The organism is Mesorhizobium sp. WSM4847 (genome assembly GCF_055811335.1).
Window position 1 is genome coordinate 1 of the sequence record NZ_JBVVPY010000049.1, and the last position, 16,601, is coordinate 16,601.

Consider the following 16,601-nt stretch of genomic DNA (forward strand, 5'->3'; position numbering starts at 1 on the left):
CTGCAAAATCTGGGCAAAAGAGCCTGAACGGTTCCGATTCGATCCCACCCATCAAATGCCGGGACTAAACACCTAGGTTGATTGCGATCTGCCCAAGGTCTACCCGGTTCCGAAACGGCACATCGCCAACTGCCGACGCTCTGGGACGACTTTGTGAACGTCTCAATCGGGCCGTCTTCGGACTGTCTGTTTTCGGTCCGCACTCGTGATATGCTGCCGCTTGGGTCTCGACTCCCTCATCGCGGCCGTGCTGCGGACTTCGAAATTCCAGGGCTGATGGTCCGCAAGGTTCGCCAGCGACGACAATAATCGCGCCTTCACCGAATTCGACGGGGTCCAGCCAAGCCACGACTGAGGCGGCAACCTCAAAGCTTACCTTTGATCCGCTGAAACTCGTTCCCCTGTGGATCGACGATAACGATGTCATCCCAATCGATCCGGATCGCGTAGCCAGCAGCATTCTGCTCGTCCAGCTTCCGGTCTATAAGCTCGAGCGTCTTTACGATGTTAATCGCCTTTAGGGTGTCTACGACCGTCGTTCCGCCCAAAGTTACCCCGCCGCCGGGCGGCATATAGACCCCACCACCGCTCGCCATAGCTTCCGCTTCCAGCTTGTCGTGCATCATCTTCGTGACGCTGCCGTCGTCAAAGCTATCGTGGTCCCCAATCGTGAGGAAGAATGCCTGATCGGGCGTGATTCCCACGAACAACAGTGGACCGGTTCTGCCGACGGTGCCGTCAGCCTTGCGTGGACCAAGGTGAAGATGATGGGCGTCTACAACGACCCGCATCCTGTCTTTTCCCTTCCATGCTTTCTTGACCCATTCCTCCTGGGTCATAGCCGCGGTCTTCTTCGGCAGATCACCCGCATAAACGCGCGTCTCAAGCTCAACGACTATCGAGCGGGACGCTCGCGCCCAAGCGGTTGGGCCGCACGCTCAGCCGCTACCCCCCAGTTTAGCCGCTTGCCTGTAGTCGTTGATAGACCTCAGCGGCAAACGGCGAGTGGTTTCCTTCCTGATAGACAATGTGAAGGGCCTTACGCGGTCGCGTTACCCCGACGTAAAATTGGCGACGCGCCTCGAGCTTTTGGCCCGCAGTCTTGTCATAGTAGTGCGGGATCACGTCGGCATTCATTGCGTACAGGATCACAACGTCCCACTCACGCCCCTTCGCGCTGTGAAGCGTACTTAGCGTCAGACGACCTTCTCCTTCGACCCTGCCGGCGAACGTCGACAGCGGAATGTGGATGTCACCGGTCGCAGGGTCGGTCCGCTCCCGCATACGGTCCAGGCCACTCCAATCCTCCATTGGATTTCGGGCGCGGGCACGCCAGGACGTGCCTACTTCGTTCTCGAAATCCTGGAGCCATGTATTCGTATCGGGGTCGGTACCAATACCCCTATGAAGAAATGCCATCAGTTCGTTGCGGATATCGGCACATTCAACATTTGAAGCATCTGACCCGTAAACAAGGGAAGTAGCTTCCCGCGCGAGGTCGAGAAAAGGCGGATCGGCTGATTTCCAGCCCCCCGACTGCCACGCCGCAGCGCGCTCCAAAAATCGGCTGAGCCGCAGGCTCCTTTTAACCAAGGCATTGTTATCAGCCCTTACGATGGGAACTCCCGCTCCCGCCGCCGCAAGGGCAAGCGAATTAGATTGCTTGACCGTTCGATAAAGTATCGCAATCTCGGAGAGCGGTGTCCCAGCCATTATCGGGGGTAGAAGGTTCTTGAAGACGTAGCCAGCCTGAGCGTCGAGATCGCCTGCCACGCCGTGGAAATCGACCGTGCCAACGCCGGCGTTCGGCCTGCTCTGATAGTCCCTGGCTTCCCCAAGAGCTGCAAGCGATGCCGCAATGATGCGGGTACCGGAGCGGTAGTTGAAGCGCAGCCGGATGCGCATCACGTCCTCTCGTTCGCTCAGGCTCTGCAGAAGCTCCGGTGCCGCGCCTTGGAACCCGTACATGGATTGATCTGCGTCGCCGACGGCGAATAGGCGGATCCCCGCGCCAAAACACAGCAACAGCACGAGTTCGTGCAGCGCATGCCCGAGGTCTTGGTACTCGTCGACGAAGAGGACCGGGTACTTTGCGCACACAGCATTGCCTATCCATTGGTGCTGCTTGACCAGGCGGTAGGCGAGAAGCGGCATGTCGTCGAAATCGACCAGTCCCTGGCCGTGCAAGTCAGCCTCATAGGCCTCGATAAAGGCAACCAGCTCGGGATTGTTACCCCACTCTGGCGCGTCGCGGTCGACCTGGTCGCGCCTCTTCTCGGCTGCGAATTTCCAGCGTTCGTGTGGATTGCCGGATCCCCCGATCGCCTTGGCAAATGCACGTTCCACCGCACCCCGGCGCTCAGCGTCGGTCGCCGGCCGGGCATCGGTGAGCTCTGGCATGGTACAACGCGCATATGGCAGGAGGATCTGGCAAAGTGCGAAGCTGTGCACCGTGCCGATGAACACATACCGGTTCTCTTCGATGCCGAGCTTTGCCAAGCGCTCCTGCAGTTCGAGCACACACTCGTTGTTGTAGGTGATGCAGGCAATCCCGCGAGGCTCAACCACGTCCTCGATGAGTGTCCGTGCCATCGCCGTCGTCAGCGTTTTGGTTTTCCCGCTGCCGGGGCCAGCCAATACCACACAGTGGCCCTTGGAATTGACGGCATCAAGTTGTTCCTGGTTGTCGCCCAGGGCTGCTATCGCTTCCTCCATAAGCCGGGTATCGGTCATTCCAGCTTGCCCAGCAGATCCTTGATAGCGTCGGAAACGTACGCCGGAGGGGCAAGCCCCTTCAGAGCTTCTCCCAACTGCATCGCGAATCGGCCCTTACTGACGTAGCCAATCATCAGCATTAACTGGTGGGGATCGAGATTGGCGGGCGTTTGCTGCCAGTCCGCCACGCGGGCAGTGAGGACAGGACCGAAGTCCTGCTTGGCCAAAACACCAAGCAGCGGCTGCAAGAGATTGGGAGTGTTCGCGATCTCTGTCTCGAGAGTCGAACCGTTAAGGTAGATTCCGTGTCCCTTTGACCTCTTGTGCAGCTCATCCATATCCTTGGTCATCTGCTCAACCACTGGCGGGCCAAGCGGAGCACGACCGTCGGCTGAGCGGATGAGGGGCACAAGCGTGAGGGCACGCCGCCAGCCTATGGACTTGCCCTCCTTGTTGACATCCCAGTCGGTGATGATAACGAACGGGATGTGTAGCGCTGCGGCGAGCTTGGCGTAGGGCCCAAAGTTCGTCCCTCCGACCGAACACACGGATACTCCAAGCTCGTCGAGATGGTGGCCCATGGTCTCCGCGAAGATTGGGATCAGTTCGCTCTCGGCATCGCCTTCCACGAAGATTATGCCGCGAGCGAAAAGCATGTCCGCGCGGGTAGCGTCGAGATATCGCTCAAGATCGTCCAAATCTTCCTTCGACAACGGAAGCTTTGCAACCGAGTATGCGCCTGCGGATGACTCGCCTGTGTCGCGCAGGTGAACGAGGGATCGTATGGGCGCTACGCTCGCGATGCTTGGAGAATGCGTCGTCAGGATGAGGCTTCGCGTGACCTCCTCGCCTTCTGCCTGCTGCTCGGCAAACAGAGCGCTGAAGACTTTGCGCTGCAGATGAGGGTGTAAATGCGCCTCCGGCTCCTCCACGGCGACCATTGTGAAATTGCGTTCGTTCTTCGTTCGATGCCACTCAAACTCAGCGAGCCGCAGGGTCAGAAGCGCGAGATTGGCTGATCCTAAACTCGCTTCGCCTATCGTCCTGAGCCCATCGTCGATGAGCAACTTTATGCTGCGAAACAGGCGCAGCGGGTCGGTCGAGGCAAACCCGAACTTGGCCTTGATATCGTGATGGTCACCAGCCAGCGCTACCATCTGCGCCCGCAGGTTCTTCTCTAGGTCCTCAACGGGCTTAAGACCGGTCAACGAAGCCGTTGCTGCGTTGATCTGCGTGCTAACTTTGTTGAGGTCTGCGGCGTCGACTCTGGAGATTGCGTCATCGATCAAGGGCCTCAGCGGAGAACTGCGCCAGGTCGCAAGTTCGCTCTCAGCATCGCGAAGCGCTGGGAGAACGTCGAGACAGATGCGCCTCCGCAAGTCGGGGTTCAGCCCGCGAGCTTCCACGCCACCGCCGAAGATCTTGAACTCGTAGTCGCTTTCGGTCGGGCTTTTCCCCGCGCCATGCTTCTTCCGGAACACGTAGCTCAGTCGAGCGATCGTATGGTCAGCAGCGAGCCGATAGTCCGTCAGTAAGGCGGCGAGCGCCGGGGAACCGTCGAAGTCCCCGAAATCGATATGCACTTCGATGGTTGGTCCCGCTTCACGCTCCGCGGCCGACAAGCCATCCCAGAAGTCGCTCAGCTTGAGGTACCGCGCACTGTCAGGCAGACTCGCGTCGAGCACCAGCCGCATCGCATGAAGAAGATTACTCTTACCGACGCGATTCTCGCCTAGAATGACCACGTTGCGGTCTAACGGGACATCGACATTCGGAAGATTGCGGAAGTTCCGGATCTGAAGCCGGGCTAACTGCATAACGGTCCCCCCAATATTTGGCGGCATACTGTTCCATTGTGTCGCCCTATTCAACGCTCCGCGCAGTCGGTCCCTCGAACCTTTTTACGGATCGACGCTGCGGTTCCTGTCGAGCGGCTGGAGCGGTGTGACGAAAGCTAGCCGGCGATCCCCACGTCGAGAAATTCGGACGTTGGCGCGACCACTGCTGCATTCCGCCGTGAGCGGCGCGAATCCTGCCGATGACTTCACCATCGAGCGCGTTCTACGCAATCCGCTTTGGTGTTGATAGTGGATTATGGTGACCCATGGAGCGTTGGAATACTGTGCCCGTGTTGACGCTGCACGTTATCGAGATGCGATTATTCCTGAAACAAAACCTTGGTGGAACTTTGACATGAGCGGTAAGGGTGGAACTTTGACATGAGCGGTAAGCCACCACTTTCAAGTGGCTAGGACGAGTTGGCTTCGGCGAACTGCCGAAGTCGCGAACGCGTCAGCGAGCATTGGAGAGTATGCCGTTGGAAACAACGTTTTTCATTTCTGTCCATGAGTGAATAAACCGACTTTCCCCTTGTGTCGAAATAAAACTAGAAGATGATTATGCTGCAATTTACGGCAAGCGAGGCACACATGTCAGTTTTGGATATTCCTCTTCGAAAGGTGCTGCAATTGCTCTACGCGCCACAGTCGTTGCGGCGGTCAATTTTGAAGGAGGATATCCGGCTTGACCGGAAAAAGGAGGCGGGCGGCACTAGAAGCCGAGGCGGCGACTTCTACCTGCCTTTCTGGTCGGACGTCAAAAGGCACATATCGGGCGACGGAGATCTAACGCACCTAACTGACGACCGTATTAAGTCAAACAGGAGTTTTAAACGACTATATCCACTGCTGAAAGACGGCGTCCTCGAACTGCTAAGTGCGAAATTGCGTTGGTCAAACGAACCTGTCGAGATCATCCCTCAAAGCGTGCACGGGAACCTGCAAATTGAGGGCCTAGGTGGCACAATTCGTATACGGGATGCGCTCCACGCGCGAGTCAGGGGAGAATATACCCGCGTCGTCTACCCATACTTTAGCGAAGAACCCGCGTTGCACGAAGAGGCTGGAAGGCTAGGCTTGTGGGTAATGCAACAAGCCCTGACAGAAATTAATCCAGGTGACATGCGTATTATCGACGCCCTTCGTCGGACTTTCTTTTCCCCCCAAACGACGCCGCTGCAAGGCAACGAAGAATCGATTTTCCGAGAGAGCTACAAGTCGCTAATCGGCGAATGGGAGCATTTAAAGCATGAGTGAGCGGTAGCAAAACCGTCTTGCCACTAAAGGAGACTCTGACGACCTGACACGAATTCGTCCCGTGTTTGTAAATTGGATGGCAACTGAAGGTGTTCTCTCTAGTTCTGATTTGCCGCCCTCCAGTCAAGTTGGCATCGATATAGGAGCCGGCGCCCATTTTCCTCCAAGTCCTGTTTAGCCGCTTAAGCCCAATGGCAGGTCTTAGATTTGTCGACCAGTCGGCCGAATGACCGGAGAAGGCGCGAAGCAGCCATTCGCTGAAGCTTGATCAGACTGAATGTCTAAATGCGCCGAAAGCAGAACAGCGGTTTCCAGGCGAGACGATAGTCGAAGCGGACCTCAAACGATAACTCGTCCCCGCAGATTTGTGAATGGGCAGAGCTTTCACGCCTCGAGGCACAGGACGATAAAGTCGGCAAGCGTCGCCCAGAGCATCTTTAGATGGTCGGGGGATACGCTGAAGTTGGGCGAGTGGACATAGCGATTAAGCGTGTCGAGCGAGACAATTTCCTCGCCTTGCTTGAGTTTGGTGATCGCGCCTAGATACTTCTTGTCGATCTTCCCCGTGGCGTGGAGATCGGCGCCAACCTTGCCGGCCTTGACTGCCAGCTTGTCGGTTTCCAATACCCCCATGAGCTGGCGGCGCTTTACATAATTGTCGATGGACAGCTCGAGCAGTACGCGTAGCAGCACCGACACCGCGTTGGGCGTCTCGCCGACGTCGAGCTTGTACTGCAGTTCTTCCCAGATCGCGCGATGCCGCTGAAGGTGCGCCGGCCAAGTGACGCCATAGCTCACGTCGGGGATTAGATGCGGCCAAGCCGGCGGACGCGGCGGTGCCGGGCTCGGCTTGGGCGGCGCGGGTGTAGGCGTAGACGCGGCCTGCATCTTTGGCTGCGGCTTGCGAGCGACCTTCGGCAGCACACTTGCGGCCTCGAGCGCGTCGATATAGGCGAGCTTGGATTCGGTGTCCCAGATGTTGTCCAGGGTGATGACGCGGCTCGCGAGATCGCTGGCTACCCTCTGCAGTGCCGCCAGCGTCTCCGCCTCGTCGCGGATGATTTCGAGCTTTCCTTTGCGTACCGAGATGCCGAGCCGATTTCGCAGCGACTCCGCCGAGAGCAGCCGATTGAGATTGGAGCGCGGAATCTTACGCGCTGGCAGCAGCTTCGCCTCCTTCAGCCGCTTCTCGATCTCGTCGGCGACGTTGAGGCCGCCGCCCTTGCCGGTGCGGATGACGAAGTTGGCCTTCATCCTATCGTTCCAGGTGCTCTGGCCGATGCCACCCTGCACGCCGGTATGGCGGCGAAACAGAATGTCGTCGACGCGGTCGCGGTCGCTCTCCACTCGGCATTCGATCTTGTCGGGAAAGGCGCCCTGCCAGTTCTTTCGGCAGTCGGCGAAGAATTGCTGGAGCTCGACTGTCGGAGCGCGGCGTGGCGCGGCCAGCAACTTGAGACAGGTGGTGCGGCGATTGCCGTCGGCGACAACATACTTGTCGCCTGATGGGAAGACAACCGGCGGCTCGAAGATCTCACCCTTGGCGACAAGATCCTTGGCAAGATTGCGCATATGCTGCTCTTGCGAGGCAAAGAGCTGCGCTATCGCGGCGGTTTCGTTCTCAAGTTCACCATGTCGATCATTGGCTGGGTTAACGATCAATGATGCTAACGGCAGCTTCCGATAGGCCATACCTTTTCCCCCCAACTTGAAAAGCGAGCATAGCTTCGTGACTTCGTCAATCGAATCTGTAACTGGTGACGTTTAATGCTCTCGAAATTCACCTAACCGGTACCCGCTCCTGTGGGGCAGACAGTAGACGGTCTGCTTTCGGGTCGCGGTTTGAGGTTATCAGCCTTTCGGCATTCGACCCAGATCTTGCCATTCCGTTGGCTCAGCACCTCTGTCGAAACCCGATGGACAGCTTTCCACCCGAAAACCGGTTAGGCGGTCACCGGACAAACGAAGGCGGTAGGAAATGAACGATCATAGGGATCCACTCAATATTGCCCGTCGCCTAATTAAATTCGCCGCGCGGGTTGAAACTGAGGAATTCATAGTCTCGGATTTTCCAGGATCGCAGGACGAGCAAGAGATATGGCGCCAAGAATTTGGCGTTGCGGACCGATATGCCGGCCCGGCCGAAGAGATGATCGTTAGCCTGCAGGAAGCGCTAGAAGATACGGACTGGGATCCGGACGTGTCCGAAATTCCGCAGGCGGAGCGCGACCACTGGGCCTTCGGCACCGCCATCACCTTTCGGGGGCCCCCGAAACCCATTCTCCGTGGCTTCGTCCAGCCCCTGCGGCGCGAACCGATCCTCAGGCGCGTGCCAGATCGGGTCGCGCTGTACCTCATCACCCTCGATGGCGGGGAAGATTATCTGGACCGTGAATCGCATGGGATGGGAAAGCACTACCACTATCTCAATTGGCGCAAGGAACGCTCCAATGTGATCCTCTCATGGGATACGCGCTGGAAGGAGCCCAGTCCCCAGACCAAACCGCCGACGCTACGCGCTCTCTTCGTCGAGCCGCACGGCGAGAAGAGCAATGCGGACTTCGTGGCAAGGCCGGACCTCTGGGGCTTCAAGAAGAGGGCGACCATATATGAGGCCTGTGTGCCTGACCTCGTTAAATGGCCCATCCAGGAGTTCAAATGCGCGGCGAACAAAAGCGAAATTGTTCATCCGCCGGGCAGGACCCTTACGCCCCATCCCGATGGTATCGCCGCTGCGGTGGCGAATGCGGCTGCGAGCGCGAAGAAAATCAAGAAGCGCAGGCGCTGAGCGGAAAGGCCTTTCAACACTGGAAGGAAGTCCACGAGGTGCTTGATGTCAGGTGCCTTCTTTCAATATGGCGATATGGCATAGGTCCCCCTTCGACCTCATATACTTGGCTCGCAAGAGGATGATTGAGAAAAGACGGTCACGCGGGACGGGCGCTTTCCGCCTCGGCCGCGGCCGTTGCCCGCGCCCGTGCAGCGCGCTCCACCATCTCGCGCGTAACGACTTTTGTCACTTGGCACTTAATTAGGTTCTTCCTCACTTTGTGTGGTTCATTCGCTGTTAGCGACGGTGTCGCTATGGGCGGGCATGCGAAAGAAATCGAAATGGTCGCCCGGCCCAGGGGGCAAGATTCTGGGTGTCGCGCTCACTGTTGATGACGGTTGGGTTGTTTCTGCAGCCGGATCCGCGATCGGTATTTGCCCCGATTGTGGACGGCGAAGCCGAAGTAGGCATGGCTGGTCCCGCCGCAGCCTCCAGGATCTGCCAGTCCAGAGCAAACCGGTGACAGTTAAGCTTCTGCTGAGCCGCTGGCGATGCCCGCATCAAAAATGTGAGCGACGAACGTTTACCGATCGTCTGCCGACGGTTGCTTTCCCTTATGCGCGCCGGACGACAAGGGTCGTGGAGATTGTCGGCTTGCTCGGCCACAGCACCGGCGGCCGTCCTGGCGAGCGCTTGATGGAACGGCTTGGCATGCCGATCAGCGACGACACCATCCTGCGGCAGTTGAAGCGGGGTGCCGCGGTTTCTCATCGCAGCTCCGAGGTCCGGGTAGTAGGCATCGATGACTGGAGTTGGCGGCGGGCGACGAGCTATGGGACCATCATGGTCGATCTCGAGCGCCGCTCAGTTGTCGACATTCTGGACGATCGAAGCGTCGAGAGTGCGGCCAAGTGGCTGCGGGAACGTCCTTCCGTCGAGGTCGTTAGCCGACCGCTGCGGCCTGTATGCGCAGGCCGTCCGTGAAGGGGCACCGCAGGCCTGGCAGGTTGCCGATCGATTTCACCTGGTCCAGAACCTTCGCTCGGCCATCGAAGAACAGATGAGCCTTTCTGGGCGTGCCACCGGCAGGGCCATCCTGTCGGAGGATGCAATCGTCGACGCTGCGACACATCGCCGGCGCGCCCGCTTCGCGCACAGCCAATCTCGTCAGGAGATATTCGACATGCTCCACGCTTTGCGCCAGGAAGGGCTCTCCTACAGCGAGATCGCCCGACGGACCGGCTATGAACGTCGCAGCGTAACGAAGTGGCTCAAGTTCGAGGCTCCGCCAGACAGGCGACGAGCGGCACTGAACCGCACATCACCATGGTATTTCGAAGCCTTCCTTGCTCAATGCTGGAAAGAGGGGAACCGCCGCGGGCGGCATCTGTTTCATGACGTCAAGCAGCGCGGCTACACCGGCAGCTTCGCAAATCTGGAGCGGCTGCTGGGAGCCTGGCGGCGGGCCGAAAGGGAGCAGGCCAGCGATCTGCCGCCAGTTGCGTCGAAGTTGGAGCCGGTTCGAGATCCAGAAACCGGTCATGCAATCTCGCCAGTGGTTGCCGCAGCGCTGTGCATCAAGCCGCGTGGCCGGCTAACAGACCGGCAGGCAAGAAAGGTCGACACCCTGAAACAGGGGTCAAACGCTTTCGCCGAGATGCGACGCTTGGCGATGCGCTTCAACGGCATCCTTCGCGGCAAGAGATCGGCACCGCTGGATGCGTGGATCGACGATGCAATCGACTCTGAACTCATTCCGATCATGCGGTTCGCCCGCGTCCTGCGCAGAGACATCGATGCCGTCAACAACGCCATTGAGCTGCCCTGGAGCAACGGACAGGCCGAAGGCCAGATCAACCGACTCAAGACCCTCAAGCGCGCAATGTACGGTAGGGCAGGCCCTGAGCTGCTGAGAGCACGCATGCTGCCGCCGCGCCACACAAAGTGAGGAAGAACCCAGTTAACTGCCAAGCGACAGGACTGCGTGGTTCTCTGCCGTCATGAGCGCTGCGCATCCGTCGATCCGGTGGTCAAACATGCTAGTGCTGGGGCCGTCGAGGCGGAGGCGTGGAGCAAGCGGCTGCTCCAGGCTGGCCATAAGCTTGCCCCCGGAGACATCCGGAACCTGACGCATGCAGCTAGCATGGTCGAGGCATTCAATCGTGCTTGCACCGAAGCGGCAGCCCATGAAGCCGAGGGCGTGCGGAGCGAGGTCTAGGTGGGTCGCTTGAAAGGCGGGGACGATGAGCAGAGAAATTCTCGAGCCGGCATTTGAACTGATAGCCGCCACTATGAAGCGGGCGGCCGGTGAAAAATCAATGGCGGTCGCCGAGGCCGAGGTGAGGCGACACGGTCTAGTCGAACTCGGCGACGGAACGCCATCGCAACTCTATAACTGGGAGCGTAAAGTGGACTCATGGACCCTCGCGTTCACCTGGCGGTGGTACGACCAATCCAAGGCCTTCTCCATCCAGCCGGACATGAACATCATGTCGCTAAAACTCGCTGACAGGAAAATCGTTATGCGACAGGGAGGAGGAGCGATAAGAGGACTAGTGATCCTCCGGGCGGAGTTAGTCCTCGCGCCAGCAATGCCGATCTCGTGTCGCCTTGTGCCGCTTTCGGTTGATCACATGCTCGAACTGCAGTCCCTGAGAGGTCTCATAGCAATGCAGGTCGCCCAAAGCGACCTCGAGATCGAGCTCGTGCGTGAAGCGGTACCGCCCGCCATGGGCGCGAGCATACTGAACAACAGCAGCACCGTGCTCGGCCAAGCCAGCAACCAGGTACTCCGCGAGCTTGGGCGAGAGATCCTGTTGCCAGTCGAACAGCGCCCCAAGCACGTTGTCGAATTCAAAATAGGAGATGCGGCTAAAGTGGCGCTGGTGAATGCGTCCCAGTGTGGTGACGCACCTGCAACGCTGTGTGCAATCGGCAGAGCCCGCGACAGAGCCCCACGCCACACGCGGCACCAGGGTCTCCTTTGCTCCCTAATGCGTATTCCGCCGTCTCAAACTGTGAGGCTCACGTTATAATCGGTCAGGAAATCTTGAAGAGTAAGGATATGCTCCACCCACCTGGTGTTGTCGGTCGCATCGAGCAACGCGCGGGAGCCATCGACGGAAAGCAGTGGTGCCACTGCCGCGCTACGGTCATTCAGGAGCGCGGCGAACCGGGCGCGCAGCATTCTGTCGTAGGTCGGATCCTGGATAGCCGGATACCCGCTCTTAACGCGCTGGACCACCGACAGCGGCAGCAAGTCCGCGGTCGCGGCCCGCAGCAGACTCTTCTCGCGCCCGTCGAAAGTCTTGTGGGCCCATGGAGTGCCGAACATGTACTCAACGAGGCGGTGGTCGCAGTAGGGGACCCGCACCTCGAGACCCAACGCCATGCTCATCCGGTCTTTGCGGTCGAGCAGCCTCGGCAGGAAGCGCGTAAGAGAGAGGTAGCAGATCTCTCTCATGCGACGCTCGTGCGGATTGGCCGAGGTCGGCCCAGCCAGAGCGGGTACTTCCGCAAGTGCCCTGCGGTACTGCTCGTCGACGTAGCCGGGAAGGTCCAGTTTCTCGAGCAGGTCGGGATCTAGGTACTGCCAGCCGGTATCGACATCCAACCAGGGAAACGTGTCGGCCTGGACGTGCGCGGGATCGTGGAAATACGAGTAGCCACCGAAAACCTCGTCGGCCGACTCGCCGGACAGGACCAACGTCGCGTGTTGCCGAATCGCCCGGAACAGCAGATAGAGCGAGCTGTCTTTGTCGCCCAAAGTGAACGGCAGGTCGCGGGCGTGGAGGGTGGCTGCTCGCACGTTCGGGTCCATGAGTTCGTGCGCGGATAAAATGATGTCCATGTGGTCCGTAGTAACGAACTTCGCAACCTCCTGCACGTACGGACCGTCAGGTGTGGCGTGCCTCGGGTAGGCGGTAAAGTTCTCGGTGTAGCCGACGAAGTCGAGGGCGAAGGACCGAATCCGTTCGCCGTTAAAGTGCGCGGCCAGTGCGGTCAAAGCCGAGGAGTCAAGCCCGCCCGACAACAGCGTGCCTAGCGGCACGTCGGCGATGAGCTGCCGCTGGATGGTGTCCTCAAGCAGCTCCCGGACGCGCCGGACGGTGGTAGGCACGTCGTCGGTATGACCGCTGTCGGTGAGCTGCCAATAGGTCATCTGCTGGATGCCGTCGCGGGTCACGCGGACAATATGGCCGGGCCGTACTTCACGCATACCACGGAACACGGTGTTATGCGGGTCGGCGACGAAAGATAGTGTGCTCCGAAGCCCGTCGGCGTCCATGACCCGTTCCGCGAGACTATTGGCGAGGATCGCCTTTGGCTCGGAGCCGAACAACACTCCGTGCTCGGTGGGGTAGTAGTAAAGCGGCTTGATCCCGAGTCGGTCGCGTATGAGAAGCAGTTCGCGCTTGCGGGTGTCCCAGAGTGCGTAGGCAAACATCCCGTTGAGTTCGCTCACGGCGGTGCGGGGGTCGCGTTGGCCCCACTCGCGGTGGGCGCGCAGCACCACCTCGGTGTCACTGCTCGTGTCAAACCGATGGCCCACGGCGGCAAGCCGTTCACGCAGCTCGCGGTAGTTGTAAGTCTCGCCCGTGTAAACGAGCACCAACGCCGGTCGGCCGTCCTCCTGGTGCGTCATCGGCTGGCGACCGCCCTGGATATCGATGATCGCCAGGCGGCGGTGTCCCAGTGCCGCAGGCCCGTCGATCCAAGTCCCCTCGTCGTCCGGACCACGATAGGCCATGGTGGCCGTCATGTCGGCCAGCTCCTTTCGCGCGTCAGGACTTCCTAGGTCACGATCGAAATCAATCCATCCACAGATGCCGCACATATTTTTCGCTCCTTGCCTTGGGTAACAATCGCGCAGGCGGCATCCGGGACACCGCACCCCGACCACGCGATATCGTTTATGGCCGGATTGGCTCAACTCGAGTAAGCTCGATCGGTCGTGACGGGTCATTCCCGCAGGCTGTCCGCTAGCACACACTCCACGCAATGCGCACCGACCCTTTCTAGTAGCTAGGCCAGAGATCGTGGCCCCTGACTGACACTGCGACCAGAACGCAGGCACCGCGCGAATTGTTCGCCTTTGGCGGGGCTGTCGAAAACCTGTCATCGTGATGACTTCCAGGTTGCAGCCAGTTCAGTTGGCGTGGTCATGACCAGAGGCCAGCGTGGGTTTGTTCATCCAGCTTGGCTTGCCAATGATATCCTTCGGTGCGTCGATGATGGATGCCGGGTTGTAGTGGGCATCCATCGGGAAGGTATAATCCGCGTGATTACCATCAGTGATCCAGCCGGTGGCATAGAGCGTCTCCAGATAAGGATTGTCAGACAGCAGAACGTCGGCATAGGGCTCAAGCGCGCCGAAAGTGGCGCGGAAATCCATGTCGGGCCGGTCGGGCAGAGTGATGGGCACGCCCTGCTCGCTGTAGTAAAACTTCTGGCCGTTAACGGAGAAAGCTTCGGAGATATAGGACGTTGTGAGAGGTGTGCTGGCGAACTTCTCGCCCGCTGCCTGGAACGTCTTGGCCACCTGGTTCATCTCGTCGAAGTTGTCGGTTCCCTCCAAGCGGGAGATTTCCACCATGGTGAGGTCGCCCAGCTTGTCGAAGGAGGTCAGCCAATCGCCGGCCTGGGTCACTGAATCGTCGCGGATGTGAGAAGACTGGACGTCTTCCGCCTTGATGAGGACCGGGATCAGGTTCAGCCTGTTGTCGGGCTGGACGGTGACATTGGCCTGCTCCAGCGCATCAAGTACATTGGTGGTCTTCCTGTCCCAGTTCGCAACGACGCGGTCGGTAGTGGGCACATAGGTCGAATAGATCTTGATGCCGAGGTGGCTGCGCACGTCAGCATTGTCAGACGGCGAGAGCGCCTTGATTGCTGCGATCGTCGATACCTCGTCCTTGGGGTCGATGATGACGTTGAATTCCTCGCCGTTTTTATTCTTCTCGCGAACGAAATCGATCATACTCTGCAGGTCTTCCATCTTTTGCGGATTGTCGTTGCGGTCCAGCGCCGGCGTGCGTTTACTAGTGACGGGATTCCATATCGAGAGGTTCATGTTCTTGATTTCCTCGGTAGAGACATCAGAAATCAGACAATTGCTCGGATCGCCGGTAACCCGCCCGAGTGTGGTGTCATGCATCATCCAGGCATGACCGTTCTTATCGGCGCGAAGATCGAGTTCGACAGCATGGAAACCGTGCTTGAGCGCGTTGTCGGCGGCTGAAATCGTGTTTTCGAGAATGCCCTCGGAATTATCGAACAGGCCGCGGTGAGGCAGTACCTGCCTCCGATGTGGATCGATGCCGCGGGTCTTGGTCTCGGTTCCGGTCAGGAAGAGATCCTTCCCGTAGCCGGCGGTTTCAATTTCGTCTTCTGCGTCGCCGAGAGCGGGACTGTCCAGACCGAAGTTGGATTTCCAATCGGCCTTGTTACCGGCCGCCAACCACTCGGTGATAGTCTCATTGACGGTGCCGTCGACTGGATCATTCGGATCGTTGGAGCCAAACTTTTTGGTCGTCTCCCCACAGGCGGGAATCTGTAGATCAACGGGCTCGCCGTCCGGCTGCATCCCGCCGATTTGGGTTTGCGCGCCAGCCCTCGCCTTATCCCCTGCGATAGCATTGGTGGCACTCAGCCCGCCAGCCATCGTTGAGGCGAGAACCATGGTCATAATGAACCCTAACCAGGCCGGCTGCTTGCGCCAGTGGCGGGCAGTGAAGGCGAAAACGTTGCGGAAGGCGCCGCGACGCAGATCTGTCATGTGTTTACCTTTCTTCATTTCATCCATTGCGGCTCGTGCGACAGGAAGCCGTTCGGCAGCTTTCGCCGCTTCGTACCCGGGCAATTCAAAACCCGTGCCAGTTCAGCGGCCTGGGATAATTGCAATTCTTTTCGAGCGGACCGAAGGGATTTAAGAAATGGCCAAGCAAGTCCGTGTCGCGGACCCGACAAAAGGACAGGTGTGCAACATCTTCTAACCTCCTCGTAGGGCTCTGTTACAAAGATGGCTTTGGATAGATTTCCGCTGCTGGCGGTCGCTTTGGCTCAAGCCCCTACTTTCTGAAGGCGGTTCCGAGCATGATCATTGCTTCCGACATCCTCGACGGATGTTCCGAACCACATATGCAATGCCGCGGCGTCCTCGGTGTACCGGGCTATTGACCTAATCCCGCATTCGGGAACTGCGTTTGGTCAGAACCCGGGAAGGTGTGCCGGGTCGCCCGCTTCATCGTGTCGAACTCTGTCGACAAAGATGACAGGCACCTGTTTGCGGAACAGGCCGCTCACGCTGCGAAAGGGCTCGGAGAACCGCTCGGCATAACAGTGACCGCAACCCGGACTAATTCTCGTGCAGCCCGTCACCGATTCCAGGTCCGGTTTTTGCGGGACGGAAGCGGGAGCCTTCGACCCCTTCGTTTGGCGTTTGGCGGGCGCAATTGAATGAGGCGTGAATTCCGCTTCCCCGCAGAGGAACCTGTCCGCCATTCCTGAGAAGACGCCGGCAACCACCTACTGTCGGTTTGTCGAGTCCGCGACACGCTGGTGTTCGGCTTGGCTCCTGCTGCACTCTCATGTAAGCCGCTGAATAATATCGAGAAAAATTTCTCTGAGGCTTTTCCTGCGCAGTTGGCATGACTTTTGATGCTTCCTTCTAGATGGCGGCAGAACTGCCGACCGATGTGAGTCGTGGTGATATCGCGGTCGGTGGAACGAAGGGAGGAAAGCAGCATGCCACATCTGCGTCGGGTGTGTTCACTATCGCAAAAAGGGCGTCACCTGCGGAATCCGGGCGGCAATACAAGCGAAGATGTCTCTACGCTTCGTGATCTCATTTGCATCCGTGACGGACCGTCATTCCTTATGGAAGCGCATGACGCGCTCTCCGCGGCGATCGCGCAGCGGTCCGGCTTCAAGGCGCTTTGGGCATCCGGCCTCTCGATCTCCTCCAGCCTCGGCTACCGCGATGCGAACGAGGCCTCTTGGACCCAGGTGGTCGACGTCGT

The 16,601-nt window shown here is 58.9% G+C and carries 10 protein-coding genes and 1 pseudogene; 5 read left to right on the forward strand and 6 right to left on the reverse strand.

Translation table 11 applies throughout. The features are described 5' to 3' along the window. Positions 1-365 precede the first annotated feature (365 nt). The 3 genes from AC0L28_RS33710 to AC0L28_RS33720 form a co-directional block, all read right to left on the reverse strand. Positions 366-839: a hypothetical protein gene (locus AC0L28_RS33710; RefSeq protein ID WP_473482753.1), complete on the reverse strand. Its 474-nt coding sequence runs from the start codon at positions 837-839 to the stop codon at positions 366-368. Positions 840-957: 118 nt separating this feature from the next. Beyond that, entirely contained in the window at positions 958-2,733 is a 1,776-nt protein-coding gene (locus tag AC0L28_RS33715; protein WP_473482755.1) for an ATP-dependent helicase, read from the reverse strand. Beyond that, positions 2,730-4,532 carry an ATP-dependent nuclease gene (locus tag AC0L28_RS33720; RefSeq protein ID WP_473482757.1) on the reverse strand — a complete coding sequence of 601 codons (1,803 nt, stop codon included), beginning with the start codon at positions 4,530-4,532 and terminating at the stop codon, positions 2,730-2,732. The genes AC0L28_RS33715 and AC0L28_RS33720 overlap by 4 nt, the downstream gene beginning before the upstream one ends. Before the next feature lie 582 nt (positions 4,533-5,114). Between AC0L28_RS33720 and AC0L28_RS33725 the strand changes: the two genes are divergently transcribed. Further along, on the forward strand, positions 5,115-5,810 hold the full coding sequence (locus AC0L28_RS33725) for a hypothetical protein (RefSeq protein ID WP_473482759.1): 696 nt from the start codon (positions 5,115-5,117) through the stop codon (positions 5,808-5,810). A 384-nt stretch (positions 5,811-6,194) separates the two neighbouring features. Here the strand turns inward: AC0L28_RS33725 and AC0L28_RS33730 are convergent, their stop codons facing one another. After that, entirely contained in the window at positions 6,195-7,382 is a 1,188-nt protein-coding gene (locus AC0L28_RS33730) for a hypothetical protein (RefSeq protein ID WP_473482761.1), read from the reverse strand. A gap of 406 nt (positions 7,383-7,788) precedes the next feature. Between AC0L28_RS33730 and AC0L28_RS33735 the strand changes: the two genes are divergently transcribed. The 3 genes and pseudogenes from AC0L28_RS33735 to AC0L28_RS33745 all read left to right on the forward strand — a co-directional run bounded on the left by AC0L28_RS33735 (position 7,789) and on the right by AC0L28_RS33745 (position 11,615). Continuing rightward, on the forward strand, positions 7,789-8,598 hold the full coding sequence (locus AC0L28_RS33735; protein WP_473482763.1) for a hypothetical protein: 810 nt from the start codon (positions 7,789-7,791) through the stop codon (positions 8,596-8,598). 306 nt (positions 8,599-8,904) lie between these two features. After that, a pseudogene (locus AC0L28_RS33740) lies at positions 8,905-10,528 on the forward strand (ISL3 family transposase). Positions 10,529-10,823: 295 nt separating this feature from the next. Further along, entirely contained in the window at positions 10,824-11,615 is a 792-nt protein-coding gene (locus AC0L28_RS33745) for a hypothetical protein (protein WP_473482765.1), read from the forward strand. Here AC0L28_RS33745 and asnB read toward each other — a convergent pair. Continuing rightward, on the reverse strand, positions 11,591-13,702 hold the full coding sequence (gene asnB / locus AC0L28_RS33750) for an asparagine synthase (glutamine-hydrolyzing) (protein WP_473482767.1): 2,112 nt from the start codon (positions 13,700-13,702) through the stop codon (positions 11,591-11,593). The two genes, AC0L28_RS33745 and asnB, sit on opposite strands and share 25 nt — an antisense overlap. Positions 13,703-13,729: 27 nt before the next feature. Continuing rightward, positions 13,730-15,385: a glycerophosphodiester phosphodiesterase family protein gene (locus AC0L28_RS33755; RefSeq protein WP_473482770.1), complete on the reverse strand. Its 1,656-nt coding sequence runs from the start codon at positions 15,383-15,385 to the stop codon at positions 13,730-13,732. A 941-nt stretch (positions 15,386-16,326) separates the two neighbouring features. Here AC0L28_RS33755 and AC0L28_RS33760 point away from each other — a divergent pair. After that, positions 16,327-16,601: isocitrate lyase/phosphoenolpyruvate mutase family protein (locus tag AC0L28_RS33760; protein WP_473482772.1), on the forward strand; the 275-nt coding region annotated here is incomplete at its 3' end.

Excerpts from the sequence above, each read along its gene's own strand:
- AC0L28_RS33715 (WP_473482755.1), bottom strand. The coding sequence starts at position 2,733 with ATGACCGATACCCGGCTTATGGAGGAAGCGATAGCAGCCCTGGGCGAC.
- asnB (WP_473482767.1), bottom strand. The coding sequence starts at position 13,702 with ATGACAGGTTTTCGACAGCCCCGCCAAAGGCGAACAATTCGCGCGGTG.
- AC0L28_RS33730 (WP_473482761.1), bottom strand. The coding sequence starts at position 7,382 with ATGCGCAATCTTGCCAAGGATCTTGTCGCCAAGGGTGAGATCTTCGAG.
- AC0L28_RS33725 (WP_473482759.1), top strand. The coding sequence starts at position 5,115 with ATGCTGCAATTTACGGCAAGCGAGGCACACATGTCAGTTTTGGATATT.
- AC0L28_RS33735 (WP_473482763.1), top strand. The coding sequence starts at position 7,789 with ATGAACGATCATAGGGATCCACTCAATATTGCCCGTCGCCTAATTAAA.
- AC0L28_RS33710 (WP_473482753.1), bottom strand. The coding sequence starts at position 839 with ATGACCCAGGAGGAATGGGTCAAGAAAGCATGGAAGGGAAAAGACAGG.
- AC0L28_RS33755 (WP_473482770.1), bottom strand. The coding sequence starts at position 15,385 with ATGGATGAAATGAAGAAAGGTAAACACATGACAGATCTGCGTCGCGGC.
- AC0L28_RS33720 (WP_473482757.1), bottom strand. The coding sequence starts at position 4,532 with ATGCAGTTAGCCCGGCTTCAGATCCGGAACTTCCGCAATCTTCCGAAT.
- AC0L28_RS33745 (WP_473482765.1), top strand. The coding sequence starts at position 10,824 with ATGAGCAGAGAAATTCTCGAGCCGGCATTTGAACTGATAGCCGCCACT.